Annotated in this window: 11 protein-coding genes; 3 read left to right on the top strand and 8 right to left on the bottom strand. The window is 59.5% G+C overall.

The window, feature by feature from the left end; translation table 11 throughout:
• Window positions 1-433: 433 nt before the first annotated feature.
• The 3 genes from emhC to emhA are packed head-to-tail and all read right to left on the bottom strand — an operon-like array spanning window position 434 to window position 6216.
• Complete coding sequence (emhC, locus tag AB4O41_RS10650) at window positions 434-1894, bottom strand: efflux RND transporter outer membrane subunit EmhC (protein ID WP_460147692.1); 1461 nt, start codon at window positions 1892-1894, stop codon at window positions 434-436.
• Window positions 1894-5055: an efflux RND transporter permease subunit EmhB gene (gene emhB, locus AB4O41_RS10645; RefSeq protein ID WP_460147691.1), complete on the bottom strand. Its 3162-nt coding sequence runs from the start codon at window positions 5053-5055 to the stop codon at window positions 1894-1896. The genes emhC and emhB overlap by 1 nt, the downstream gene beginning before the upstream one ends.
• Before the next feature lie 3 nt (window positions 5056-5058).
• Complete coding sequence (gene emhA, locus AB4O41_RS10640; RefSeq protein WP_460147690.1) at window positions 5059-6216, bottom strand: efflux RND transporter periplasmic adaptor subunit EmhA; 1158 nt, start codon at window positions 6214-6216, stop codon at window positions 5059-5061.
• A 266-nt stretch (window positions 6217-6482) separates the two neighbouring features.
• Between emhA and emhR the strand changes: the two genes are divergently transcribed.
• Complete coding sequence (gene emhR, locus AB4O41_RS10635) at window positions 6483-7115, top strand: efflux system transcriptional repressor EmhR (RefSeq protein WP_038979269.1); 633 nt, start codon at window positions 6483-6485, stop codon at window positions 7113-7115.
• 162 nt (window positions 7116-7277) lie between these two features.
• Window positions 7278-8162: a DMT family transporter gene (locus AB4O41_RS10630; protein WP_460147689.1), complete on the top strand. Its 885-nt coding sequence runs from the start codon at window positions 7278-7280 to the stop codon at window positions 8160-8162.
• 73 nt (window positions 8163-8235) lie between these two features.
• Here the strand turns inward: AB4O41_RS10630 and AB4O41_RS10625 are convergent, their stop codons facing one another.
• The 3 genes from AB4O41_RS10625 to AB4O41_RS10615 are packed head-to-tail and all read right to left on the bottom strand — an operon-like array spanning window position 8236 to window position 10796.
• Entirely contained in the window at window positions 8236-9285 is a 1050-nt protein-coding gene (locus tag AB4O41_RS10625) for an alkene reductase (RefSeq protein ID WP_460147688.1), read from the bottom strand.
• 21 nt (window positions 9286-9306) lie between these two features.
• The gene (locus tag AB4O41_RS10620) at window positions 9307-10473 is read right to left on the bottom strand and encodes an MFS transporter (RefSeq protein WP_460147687.1); all 1167 of its coding nucleotides are present in this window, start codon (window positions 10471-10473) and stop codon (window positions 9307-9309) included.
• A gap of 2 nt (window positions 10474-10475) precedes the next feature.
• Window positions 10476-10796 carry an ArsR/SmtB family transcription factor gene (locus AB4O41_RS10615; protein ID WP_460147686.1) on the bottom strand — a complete coding sequence of 107 codons (321 nt, stop codon included), beginning with the start codon at window positions 10794-10796 and terminating at the stop codon, window positions 10476-10478.
• Between the two features lie 155 nt (window positions 10797-10951).
• On the opposite strand from AB4O41_RS10615, the gene AB4O41_RS10610 reads away from it, so the two are divergent.
• Window positions 10952-11530 (top strand): acyl carrier protein phosphodiesterase, encoded by a 579-nt coding sequence (locus tag AB4O41_RS10610; protein ID WP_460147685.1) that lies wholly within the window; start codon window positions 10952-10954, stop codon window positions 11528-11530.
• A 106-nt stretch (window positions 11531-11636) separates the two neighbouring features.
• Here AB4O41_RS10610 and AB4O41_RS10605 read toward each other — a convergent pair whose 3' ends face one another.
• Both AB4O41_RS10605 and olsB read right to left on the bottom strand, forming a co-directional pair.
• Complete coding sequence (locus tag AB4O41_RS10605; RefSeq protein ID WP_460148326.1) at window positions 11637-12428, bottom strand: lysophospholipid acyltransferase family protein; 792 nt, start codon at window positions 12426-12428, stop codon at window positions 11637-11639.
• Window positions 12428-13183 carry an L-ornithine N(alpha)-acyltransferase gene (gene olsB / locus AB4O41_RS10600; protein ID WP_019580897.1) on the bottom strand — a complete coding sequence of 252 codons (756 nt, stop codon included), beginning with the start codon at window positions 13181-13183 and terminating at the stop codon, window positions 12428-12430. Before olsB ends, AB4O41_RS10605 begins: the two co-directional genes overlap by 1 nt.
• Between the last annotated feature and the right edge of the window lie 115 nt (window positions 13184-13298).

Here is a 13298-nt window from a genome sequence, read left to right as displayed (position 1 = left end):
CGGGTCTCTCTAATTCTTGGAGGTGAAACGGGGCGGTGCCGCAACGTTCGGGTTGCAGGCAAAAGATTCGAATTCAGAAAAGCGGGGGCGAAGTCAGCCGGACAGGGCAGGGCGCGGGGGCATGGTGTCGAACCTGTTGTTATTGGTTTTGTACGACAGATGGTGAGGGAAACGGACTAAATGGTTCAATCGGGGGAGGGCGGGTTCTGGGCGATTATCGAACGTAAGATTGATCCGGACTTTGTGGTGTCGGGGCCGTCCCCATCGCGGGCAAGCCCGCTCCCACAGTGTCCGTATCGAACACAAAATTTGTGGGCTCCCGCTGAACCTGTGGGAGCGGGCTTGCCCGCGATGAGGACAGCATGGCCTATACAACTTTTCCCGCAGCCAACAAAAAGCCCACCATTCGGTGGGCTTCGTGTTTACCGCGCTATCAGAACAACTTCATCTTCGGCGCTTCTTCTTTCAACGGCTCGTTCTTCGCCGTCTGTTCATTCCAGCCACCACCCAACGCCTTGTACAGATTGACCGCGCTGACCAGCTGCGCCAGACGGTCGGTGATCAGCGCTTGTTGGGCACTGAACAGCTGACGCTGGGCATCGAGGAAGGTCAGGTTGCTGTCGACACCAATTCGGTAGCGGCGCTCGGCCAGATGGTAGTAGTCCTGGTTGGCGCTGACGAAGTCACGCTGAGCCTGCAACTGCTCGGTGTAGGTCTGGCGTGCGGCCAGGCCGTCGGCGACTTCCTGGAAGGCCGTTTGAATGGACTTCTCGTAGTTCGCCACGCCGATGTCTTTCTGGATCTTGGAGTAATCCAGGCTGGCGCGCAGGCTGCCGGCGTTGAAGATCGGCAGGTTGATTTGCGGCTGGAACAACCAGGTGCCCGAACCGCCCTTGAACAGACCGGACAGGTCCGGGCTCAGGGAGCCGGCATTGGCGGTCAGGCTGATGCTCGGGAAGAACGCAGCCCGTGCCGCGCCGATGTTGGCGTTGGCAGCCTTGAGGTTGTACTCGGCCTGAAGGATGTCCGGACGGCGTTGCAGCAAGTCCGAGGGCAGGCCCGCCGGTACTTCGCTCAGCAAGTCGTCCGACAGTGGCTTGGCCGCTTGCAGATTGGCCGGGATACCGGTGCCGAGCAGCAGCACCAGGCTGTTTTCATCCTGAGCGACCTGACGGGTGTATTTGGCCTGTTGTGCACGGGCGTTTTCCACCGAGGTACGCGACTGGGCCAGATCCAGCGCCGAGGCTACACCCACTTCGTTGCTGCGCGAGGTGAGCTTGTAGCTCTCCTCGAAGGCACCGAGGGTTTCCTGGGTGAGTTTCAGCAGTTCTTTGTCAGCCTGCAAGGTCAGATAGGCATTGGCCACACTGGCCACCAGACTGATCTGGGTGCTGCGGCGCGCTTCTTCAGTAGCGAAGTACTTCTGTAGGGCTTCTTCGCTCAGGCTGCGAACCCGACCAAACAGGTCGAGTTCATAGGCACTGATGCCGACGGTGGCCGAGTAGGAACTGCTGATGGCCGCTTCACCAGTTTGCGAGGCCCGTGCCGGAACTCGCTGGCGGCTGCCACTGCCGGTGGCCGAAACAGCCGGGAACAGATCGGCGCGCTGGATGCGGTATTGAGCCGCATAAGCGTCGATGTTCAGCGCCGCGACGCGCAGGTCACGGTTGTTCTCCAGCGCGGTCTGAATCATCTGTTGCAGCGCCGGGTCGTGGAAAAACTGCTTCCAACCCTGTTCGGCGGCGGCCTGGTTAGGCGCCTGGGCCGGCGAATACGCCGGGCCTTGCGGGTATTGGCCCGCCACCGGGGCTTCAGGCTGCTGATAATCGGGTATCAGCGAGCAGCCGCTCAGCACAAAGGCGGCGACTGCGATGGAGAGTAGCGACTTGCTCATTAGCCAGCCTCTTTAGAAGGTTCAATGGCGTCATCTTGGTCGGCGACTTTGCGCTGGCCCATGGACGACACGGTGACGAAGAACAATGGAACCCAGAAGATCGCCAGGATCGTGGCCGTGAGCATACCGCCAATCACGCCGGTACCGATCGCATGTTGACTACCCGAACCTGCGCCCGTGGAAATGGCCAGTGGAACCACACCGAGCACGAACGCGAGCGAGGTCATGATGATCGGTCGCAGACGCATCCGGCAGGCTTCGATTGCGGCATCGCGCAGGCTACGTCCTTGCTCATGCAGTTCCTTGGCGAACTCGACGATCAGAATGGCGTTTTTCGCCGCCAGACCGATCGTGGTCAACAGCCCCACCTGGAAATACACGTCGTTGGACAGGCCACGCAGGCTGGTCGCCATCAGTGCACCGATAATCCCCAGCGGCACCACCAGCATCACCGCGATCGGGATCGACCAGCTTTCATACAACGCCGCCAGACACAGGAACACCATCAGCAGCGACAAGGCGTACAACGCTGGTGCTTGCGAGCCGGACAAACGTTCCTCGTACGACAGACCGGTCCAGGAAATACCGACACCGGCCGGCAGTTTCTTGGCCAGGGCTTCGACTTCGGCCATCGCTTCACCAGTGGAATAACCTGGTGCCGGGGCACCGAGGATCTCCATCGCTTCTACGCCGTTGTAACGGGCCAGTTTCGGCGAGCCGTAGATCCACTCACCTTTGGCGAACGTCGAGAACGGAACCATGGTGCCGGCGCTGTTGCGCACGTACCACTTCTTCAGGTCTTCGGGGCTCATGCGAGCGCCAGGCAAGCCTTGGATGTAAACCTTCTTCACTCGACCGCGGTCGATGAAGTCGTTCACATAGCTACTGCCCAGGGCAATCGACAGGGTGTTGTTGATGTCGGTGAGGGTCACGCCCAGGGCGCTGGCCTTCTCATCGTCGATTTCCAGCTGGTATTGCGGCTCGTCGTTCAGGCCGTTAGGACGGACTTGCGACAGCACCTTGCTTTGCGCCGCCATGCCGAGGAACTGGTTACGTGCCGCCATCAGCTTCTCGTGACCGATACCGGCGCGGTCCTGAAGGAATACGTCGAAACCGGTGGCGTTACCCAGTTCCAGTACTGCCGGTGGCGCGAAGGCAAACACCATGGCGTCGCGGAAGGTAAAGAAGTGCTGTTGGGCACGGGCTGCGAGTTTGAACACGCTGTTGTCGGCGTTACGTTCTTCCCACGGTTTGAGCATGATGAACGCCATACCCGAACTCTGGCCACGACCGGCGAAGTTGAAGCCGGTCACGGTAAACACCGAGGCCACCGCATCGCCTTCGCCACCCTCGTTGCTCGGACGCAGCAGGAACTCGCGCATTTCGTCCACGACCACTTGCGTACGCTGGGAGCTGGAACCGGCCGGGGTTTGCACCTGGGCAAACAGTACGCCCTGGTCTTCTTCCGGCAGGAACGCCGTTGGAATACGGGTGAACAGCCAGATCATGCCGATCACAATGATCAGGTACGCCAGCAGGTACGGAGCCTTGTGCGCGAGCATGTTGCCCACGCCGCGCTCGTAGCTTTTGACGCCACGGTCGAAGCTACGGTTGAACCAGCCGAAGAAGCCGCGTTTCGGCGTGCCGTGCTCACCTTTCGGAATCGCCTTGAGCATGGTCGCGCAGAGCGCCGGGGTGAAGATCAACGCTACCAGTACCGACAAGGCCATGGCCGAGACGATGGTGATAGAGAACTGCTTATAGATCACACCAGTGGAGCCACTGAAGAACGCCATCGGCAGCAGTACCGCCGACAGCACCAGGGCGATACCGACCAGGGCACCCTGGATCTGCCCCATGGATTTCTTGGTGGCCTCCTTGGGAGACAGGCCTTCTTCGCTCATGACCCGTTCGACGTTTTCCACCACGACGATGGCATCGTCCACCAGCAAGCCGATGGCCAACACCATACCGAACATGGTCAGGGTGTTGATGCTGAAACCGAACGCCGCGAGGATCCCGAAGGTACCCAGCAATACGACTGGCACGGTCATCGTGGTGATGACGGTGGCGCGGAAGTTTTGCAGGAACAGGAACATCACCAGGAACACCAGCACGATCGCTTCGACCAGGGTTTCAACTACACCCTTGATCGACTCGGTCACCACCGGGGTGGTGTCGTACGGGAACACCACTTCCATCCCTTCCGGGAAGAAAGGCTTGAGGGTATCAATGGTATTGCGCAGGGCTTTTGCAGTGTCGAGGGCGTTGGCACCGTTGGCCAGTTTCACCGCCAGACCGGAGGCCGGGGCGCCGTTGAACTGGGCGCTGATCGAGTAGTTTTCACCGCCCAGACCGACTTCCGCAACGTCTCCGACACGCACTTGCGAGCCGTCCTTGTTGACCTTCAACAGAATCGCCTTGAACTGCTCGGCAGTCTGCAGACGGGTCTTGCCGATGATCGTAGCGTTCAGTTGCTGGCCGGGCAGGGCAGGCAAGCCGCCGAGTTGACCGGACGATACCTGGACGTTCTGCGCCGCGATGGCGGTTTTCACATCTACCGGGGTCAGGTTGTAGTTGTTCAACTTGGCCGGGTCGAGCCAGATCCGCATGGCGTACTGGGCACCGAAGACCTGGAAGTCACCGACACCGGCTGTGCGCGAGATCGGGTCCTGCATGTTCGACACGATGTAGTTGGACAGGTCGTCCTTGGTCATGCTGCCGTCGCGCGATACCACGCCGATGACCATCAGGAAGTTCTTCACCGACTTGGTCACGCGGATACCCTGTTGCTGCACTTCTTGCGGCAGCAGCGGGGTGGCCAGGTTCAGCTTGTTCTGGACCTGAACCTGCGCGGTATCGGAGCTGGTGCCCTGCTCGAAGGTCGCGGTAATGGTCATGTTGCCGTCGGAGTTACTTTCCGACGAGACATAACGCAGGTTATCGATACCGTTGAGCTGTTGCTCGATCACTTGCACCACGGTGTCTTGCACGGTTTGTGCAGACGCGCCTGGGTAGGTCACCGAGATGGCGATGGCCGGAGGCGCAATGCTCGGGTATTGGTTGATCGGCAGTTTGAGGATCGATAGAGCCCCGACCAGCATAATCACCAGGGCAATCACCCAGGCGAAAATCGGACGGTCGATAAAAAATTTCGACATGGTTTACTCCCCTTTGCCGCCGACAGCTGTGTTAGCTGCCTGTGCGGGGGCCGGGCTCTTTATGCCAACGTTAGTGGCTTCAGTGGCCTTGACTTCAACGCCAGGTCTGACGAATTGCAGCCCTTCGGTGATCACGCGATCGCCTGCCTTCAGACCGTCTTCAATCAGCCATTGGTTACCGACAGTGCGGCTGGCCTTGAGCTGACGCAGTTCGACCTTGTTGTCCGGACCGACGACCAGCGCGGTCGGAGAGCCTTTGAGGTCGCGGGTCACGCCTTGTTGCGGGGCCAGAATCGCCGCGCTGTCCACACCGGCCTGCAACTGGGCGTGAACGAACATGCCCGGCAGCAAAGTGTGATCAGGGTTCGGGAACACGGCACGCAGGGTCACGGAGCCAGTAGTCTGGTCAACCGAAACTTCGGAGAACTCGAGCTTGCCGTCCACCTTGTACTGGCTGCCGTCTTCGAGCGTCAGCTTGACCGCGGCGGCATTATCGCCAGCCTTTTGCAGACGACCGCTTTCCAATTCGCGGCGCAGCTCAAGCAGCTCCACCGAAGACTGGGTGACGTCGACGTAGATCGGGTCCAGTTGCTGGATGACTGCCATGGCGTCGGTCTGGCCACTGCTGACCAGCGCGCCTTCGGTCACCGAAGATCGGCCGATGCGACCGGAGATCGGTGCGTAAACCTTGGTGTAGCGCACGTTGATCTGGGCACTTTGCAGGGATGCTTCCGATTGCAGGCGGTTGGCCAGCGCGGTGTCGTATTCCTGACGGCTGACAGCCTGTTCGTCGACCAGTTGCTTGTAGCGGTCGGAGATCGACTTGGTCGAACGCAGATTGGCTTCGGCGCTTTTCAGGGTGGCGTCATAGACCGATGGATCGATCTGATAGAGCTGCTGACCGGCTTTGACGTCGCCGCCTTCCTTGAACAGTCGCTTGAGAATGATGCCGTTGACCTGTGGGCGAACTTCGGCGATGCGGAACGCACTGGTGCGCCCCGGAAGTTCGGACGTCAGGGTGAAGGCTTGTGGTTGCAGGGTTACGACGCCGACCTGAGGGGCTGGTGCGGCAGGTGCCGCCTCTTCCTTTTTACATCCGCTGAGCAGCGATGCCAGGGCGACGGCAGTAACCAGAGCGGTAACAGCTGGCTTGAATTGCATGAAGATCCTCGGGTCAGGCGCGCAAATTGCGCACAAGAAATGTGGAAGGGTAAAAAATTTTTGCCGGGTGGATAAGTAGCTTGCTAAGGAATATACTTACGTTCATGGTTGTTTGTAAAGGCCTTGGCGGTGTACCCACACGGTTACAAAAGCCGTTCAAAGGTTGGAATTGTAGGCCGGAGACGAAGCTCGAGAGCGCTCGCTCCACTTTTATTCAGCTGATATTCAGACATCGCTGACGCACCCCTGATTGAGGTTTTACTGCCATGGTCCGTCGTACCAAAGAGGAAGCTCAAGAAACCCGAAGCCAGATACTCGAAGCGGCGGAAAAAGCCTTTTACGAGAGGGGCGTGGCCCGCACGACGCTGGCGGACATCGCTACCCTGGCCGGTGTGACTCGCGGGGCTATCTACTGGCATTTCAGTAACAAGGCGGATCTGGTGCAGGCGATGCTCGATACGTTGCATGAGCCGCTGGATGAAATGGCCAAGGCCAGTGAAAGCGAAGATGAACTCGATCCGCTGGGTTGCATGCGCAAGCTGCTGATTCATCTGTTTCATCAAGTTGCCCTGGACCCGAAAACCCGACGCATCAACGAGATTCTGTTTCATAAGTGCGAATTCACCGATGAAATGTGCGACCTGCGCCAGCAGCGCCGAACGGCCAGTCTCGATTGCAATGTGCGAATTGCTCTGGCCCTGAGTAATGCGGTGAATCGCGGGCAGTTGCCGGAAAACCTAGACACTGCCCGCGCGGCCATCAGCCTGCATGCGTATATCGATGGCATCCTGTATCAGTGGCTGTTGGCTCCCGACAGTTTTCAACTGCACACCGAAGCCGAGCGTTGCGTCGATACAGGGTTGGATATGCTGCGCTTGAGTCCGAGCCTGCGCAATTGAAACAAAATGCGTAATTGGATCCGTTTGTGTCAAGACTTGAAGCGGGGCAATGTCCCTGCTTCGCTCGCCTTTCTGTAATGGGGTGCTTTTATATACGTACGTTTGCCAGGTTGATAGGTAGCGAGCTACGTATTTTGTAGGAATTTTGTCTTGAGTGTGTGAATGAATGTTAACAACCCCGGCTACAAGGGCACCGAGCAGCCGATAAAGGGTATCGCGCTGATCTGCCTGGCGGTTTTCTTGTTCGCCAGTCACGACACATTGTCCAAGTACCTGTCCGGGTTCTATCCGATCGTGATGGTGGTTTGGGCACGCTACGTGGTGCACACCTTGTTGATGCTGGTGATTTTCGTGCCGCGCAGTGGTTTCTCGGTGGTAGTGCGCACCAAGCGTCCGGGTTTGCAGTTATTACGCGCCCTGTGCCTGATCGGCACCAGCCTGTTTTTCACTACCGGCCTGCGTTACATCCCCTTGGCTGAAGCCACCGCCGTCACCTTTCTTGCTCCTTTATTGGTGACCGCGTTGTCCGTACCGTTGCTGCATGAGCGGGTAACCCGTAATCAATGGCTGGCGGTGCTGGGTGGATTCGTCGGCGTGTTGATCGTCGTGCGGCCCGGCGGTGCGCTGTTCACCCCGGCGATTCTGCTGCCGCTGTGTTCGGCGCTGTGTTTTGGCTTCTATCAATTGCTCACCCGCTTGCTCAGCGGTATCGACAGCCCGACCACCAGCAACTTTCTCACCGGCATTCTTAACAGCCTGATCATGACTGCGCTGTTGCCGTTCTTCTGGAGCACGCCGACGCTGCTGCACGGCCTGTTCATGATTGGCCTGGGCACTTGCGGCATGCTCGGTCACATGTTGCTGACCCAGGCCTTCCGCCATGCGGCACCGGCAATGCTGGCCCCCTTCAGTTACGGACAGATTTTGTTTGCCGGGATATACGGATATTTGATCTTCGACCATACCCCGGACAGCTTTGGTGTGATCGGTATCACGGTGATTTGCCTCAGCGGTCTTGCGGTCGCCTGGGGACAGCGCAAGCGCTGACAGGATCGCAGCCTCCATATGCAAAAGCCCCGGCTCTTTCGAGTCGGGGCTTTTGTGTTTCAACGGCGGACGTTTACAGCGCTGGGTAGTCGATGTAACCGACCGGCCCCTTCGCATAGAACAGTTCCGGACGTGCTTCATTCAACGGCGCATCGGCCTTCAAGCGTGCCGGCAGGTCCGGGTTGGCAATGAACGGCACGCCAAAGGCGACCGCATCAGCTTTGCCGCTGGCCAGCCACTCGTTGGCGCTGTCCTTGGTAAAGCGTTCGTTGGCAATGTATGGGCCGCCGAAGGCTTCCTTCAGTTGTGGGCCGAGGCTGTCGCCGGCTTCTTTCTCGCGCGAGCAAATGAAGGCGATGCCGCGTTTGCCCAGTTCGCGAGCGACATAGGTGAAGGTCTCGGACAGGTTTTCGTCGCCCATGTCATGGAGATCGGCACGCGGTGACAGGTGCACACCGACGCGGCCCGCGCCCCAGATTTCGATGGCGGCATCGGTCACTTCCAGCAACAGACGCGCACGGTTTTCCAGGGAGCCACCGTAGTTGTCGGTGCGCTGGTTGGTGCTGCTTTGCAGGAACTGGTCGAGCAGGTAACCGTTGGCGCCGTGGATTTCCACACCGTCGAAACCGGCAGCTTTGGCGTTCTCGGCACCCACGCGGTAAGCGTCGATAATGTCGGCGATTTCAGCGGTTTCCAGGGCACGCGGAGTTGGGAAGTCGGCCAATGGACGCACCAGGCTGACATGACCCTTAGGCTGGATGGCACTCGGCGCGACCGGTGCTTCGCCGTTCAGGTACAAGGGGTGGGAAATCCGACCCACGTGCCACAGTTGCAGGAAGATTTTGCCGCCCGCGCCGTGGATTGCCTTGGTCACGTTGCTCCAGCCGCGCACCTGATCGTTGGACCAGATACCGGGAGTGTCCGGATAGCCCACGCCGATTGGCGTGATCGACGTGGCTTCGCTGAGAATCAGACCGGCAGAGGCGCGTTGCACGTAGTACTCGGCCATCAGCGCATTCGGCACACGACCTTCGTCGGCGCGGCAGCGGGTCAGCGGCGCCATGATGATGCGGTTGGCCAACTCGAGGTCGCCCAGTTTGATCGGATCGAAAATAGTCGTCATTTAATAGCTCTCTTTTAGCGATCAGTTAGTAGCGGGGGCCAGTTCGGCATTGCCGCTCTGACGGAAAGTAATCAGGGTCACCAGCAGGGCGAGTACCGCCAGTGCGGCTGCCGCGAGCGGCACGCTGGTCAGACCGAAGCCGTGGGCGATGACGCTGCCGCCGACCCACGCCCCGAGTGCGTTGCCGACGTTGAAAGCGCCGATGTTCAGGGTCGATACCAGGTTCGGTGCCGCTTTGCCGTAGGTCACAACATTCACTTGCAGGGCGGGTACGGCGGCGAAGCACGCGGTGGCCCAGAGGAACAGAGTGATTTCGGTTGGAATCACGGCAATGCTGGTCCAGGTCAGCACGGTGGACACGAGCGCCATGGTGATGAACACACCGATCAGCGTCGCTGCCAGGCTTTGGTCAGCCAGCTTGCCGCCGATGATGTTGCCGACCGTCAAACCCAGACCGATGAGCATCAAGGTCCAGGTCACGCCGCGCGGCGAGACTCCGGTGACCTCGCCCAACAGCGGGGCGACATAGGTGAACAAGGTGAAGACCGAGGCGGCGAACAATGCGGTCATGCTCAACGACAACCAGATGCCGGCGCCTTTGAGGGCGCGCAGTTCGGCGCGCATGTCGAGTTTCTCTTCGTCGCGCTTGGCCGGCAGGAAGCGGATCAGGCCGATCAGTGCGATCACACCGATCACGGTCACCGCCCAGAAGGTCGAACGCCAGCCGGCTTCTTGACCGAGCGCGGTGCCCAGCGGCACGCCGAGGACGTTGGCCAGGGTCAGGCCGGTGAACATCAGGGCCACGGCGGACGCACGTTTGTTGGCCGGCACAAGACCTGCCGCCACCACCGAACCGATGCCGAAGAAGGCGCCATGACACAGCGCGGTAACCACACGGGCAAACATCAAAACGTTGTAGTCACTGGCTAGGGCGCAGAGCAGATTGCCGATGATGAAGATGCCCATCAACGTTACCAATGCGGCCTTGCGCGGCAGTCTGGCGGTGGCCAGTGCCATGAACGGTGCACCGATGGCCACGCCCAGGGCGTAACCGGTCACCAGCCAGCCAGCGCCGGGGATCGACACACCAAGGTCGGCCGCCACCTCGGGCAACAGGCCCATGATGACGAACTCGGTAGTGCCGATGGCGAAGGCGCTTAAGGCCAGAATGAGTAGCGAGAGGGGCATTGTCAGTTCCTTGTCGGAGCGCGGAGCTCCTTGTCGATGGCATTGAGGAACGCCTGAATCACGTCCTCGTTGCGTTTGAAGAAGTGCCATTGACCGGCCTTCTGGCTGCTGATCAGTCCCGCCCGTTGCAAGGTCGCCAAATGGGCGGACACGGTCGACTGCGACAGGCCGCAGCGTTGATCGATCTGTCCGGCGCAAATGCCGTATTCATGGTTGTGGAGCTGTTCCGGGAACTGGATCTTGGGGTCTTTCAGCCAGATGAGGATGTCTCGGCGTACTGGGTGTGCCAGCGCTTTTATTATTTCGTCGAGGTCGATGGTCATGATTTGGGGCTCGTGATGAGTAAAACGCTATATCGCGATGAGGCGAACTTTAAATCGGTACTTCGCGATATACCAATATGATTTTGGTCTGATGACCGCATAAATCGGTATATCGGGTTATAACGATATGGATGGCGCAGTGCTAAGCTGCGCGCATGAACTATCTCGCACATCTGCACCTCGGTGGCCAGCGCCCCGGTCAAATGCTCGGCAGTCTGTATGGCGATTTCGTCAAAGGACGGCTGCAAGGGCAGTTCGATCCGGAGATCGAAGCGGCCATTCAGTTGCACCGCAGCATCGACGTGTTTACCGACCGCCATCCGTTGGTGGACATCGCTTTGTCGCGGTTTTCCCTCACGCGCCGGCGTTACGCCGGGATCGTGCTCGATGTGTTTTTCGACCACTGCCTGGCACGGGACTGGACGCTCTACTCGGATCAACCACTGGAGCAGTTCACTTCGGACGTGTACAGGGTGCTGTCCACTGAGTCGCAGTTGCCGGAGCGCCTGGCGATGATTGCGCCGCACATGGTGGCCAATGACTGGTTGGGTTCTTACCGGGAATTCGCGGTGCTGGAGCAGGTGTTGCGGGGGATTTCACGCAGGTTGACCCGGCCCGAGGAGTTGGCCGAGGCGATGCAGGAGTTGCGACGATTGTATGTACCGTTGAGTGAGGATTTCCGGTTGTTCTATCCCGAGTTGCAGGACTTTGCCCAAAACTATCCAACTACATAAATAACTGTGGGAGCGGGCTTGCCCGCGATTGCGGTATGTCATTCAACATTACCGTTGAATGTTAAGCCGCCATCGCGGGCAAGCCCGCTCCCACAGGGATTTGTGATTAAGCAGCAATAGCCGGGCGCATTGGTGCTTGCTGCATTTCCGGAATCGCCCCGAACAACGCCTTCTGCACCGCCTGCTGCGCTTCGAACGCCAGCGCAGCACGTTCCCGGTCCTGGCATTCGATCGGCTTGAGCAGATGAATTTCCACCTCACCCCGATCATTGGCGAACAAGCGCATCAGGTGCGACAGCAAATCATCATCGCCAATGAACGGTGCCAGGGTATCGAGTTCGCCATCGCGCAGATAACGAATCGCCACCGGTTGCAGCGCCACTTCGGAATCGATCGCCGCTGACAGCAAACGACCATGAAACGTGCGCAGTGAGCGGCCATCGGTGGTGGTGCCTTCCGGGAACATCAGCAGCGGGTGCTCTTGCTCCAGATGGCGGGTCATTTGTTTACGGATCAACTGGCTGTCGCCCGACCCGCGCCGGATAAACAGGCTGCCGGCCTTGGCCGCCAACCAGCCCGCCACCGGCCAGGTGCGCACTTCGGCCTTGGACAGGAACGACAGCGGCGTGAGCATGCCCAGCAATGGAATGTCGGTCCAGGACACGTGATTGCTGACCCAGAGCATCGGCGTCTTCGGCAATTCACCATGCACGGTTACGCGAAAGGGCAGGGCATTGCTCAGCCGCGCCATGAAAAACCGCGACCAGCGCTGGCGACGGACCATCGAATGGGCAATCCCCAGTCGCTCGAATAATCCGAATACACTGGCCATGCTCAAGCCCAGCGTCACCACCAAAAGCACTCGCGCAATTCGCGCGTACACCCGCAAGCGGCTCATCATACAGCCGCCTTGAAGTGCTTGGCATAACGCGGGCAGAGCTCGTCGCGCTTGAGCAGGATGAACACGTCGGCCACCTGGAAGTCTTCGTCCCAGCACGGCTCGCCACAGATTTTCGCACCCAGGCGCATATAGGCCTTGAGCAGCGGCGGCATTTCGGCGATGACGTTGGACGGAATATCCAGCGTCGGCAGTGGCTTCTTCGGCTCGGCGCGCAGGTGTTCGGTGCACAGGTAGCGTTCGCGCAGGCGCTGCATGATCGCGTGGGCCTGTATGCCGCCGTCCTGCATCGGAATGCTCGCGCACCCCATCAAATAGCTGTAGCCGCCCTGGTTCAACACTTCGGCCAGTTCACCCCAGAGCACCGCGATGGTGCCGCCGTTGCGGTAGGCCGGGTCGACGCAGGTGCGACCGATTTCCAGGATCGGGCCTTTCAAATGGACCAGGCCATGCAGGCTGAATTCTTCTTCGCTGTAGAACTTGCCCAGGCTGCTGGCCGCTGTGTGGTCAAGCAAACGGGTGGTCGCCACCAGGCGCCCGGTGTTCAAGTCACGCACGCCGATATGGGCGCAGTGAACATCGTAATCATCCATGTCCAGACCCAGCTCCGCGCCTTTCAGCCTGGCGTTGAATTCGCCGCTGAACACGTTGAAGCGCAAGGCCTGGGCTTCCTGCAGCGCCTCGGCGCCCACCAGGCGTTCGGCTTGCAGGCGGCGTTCATTGCCGGTGTCGCTGATGCGGGCGATCTGAGTCATTGTGAGTCTCCGTACGGGCTGGCCACCCGTCTTGGGTTGCAGCCGATCGACTTTCTTTATGCAGCCGTGTTGTGCAAAGTCAGGCTATGTAGCCCCGGTGTCATCGCCATGAAGC

This window comes from Pseudomonas sp. S2_A02 (assembly GCF_054668495.1).
Note: the sequence above shows the minus strand (reverse complement) of the source record. Positions and strands in the feature narration are given on the sequence as shown.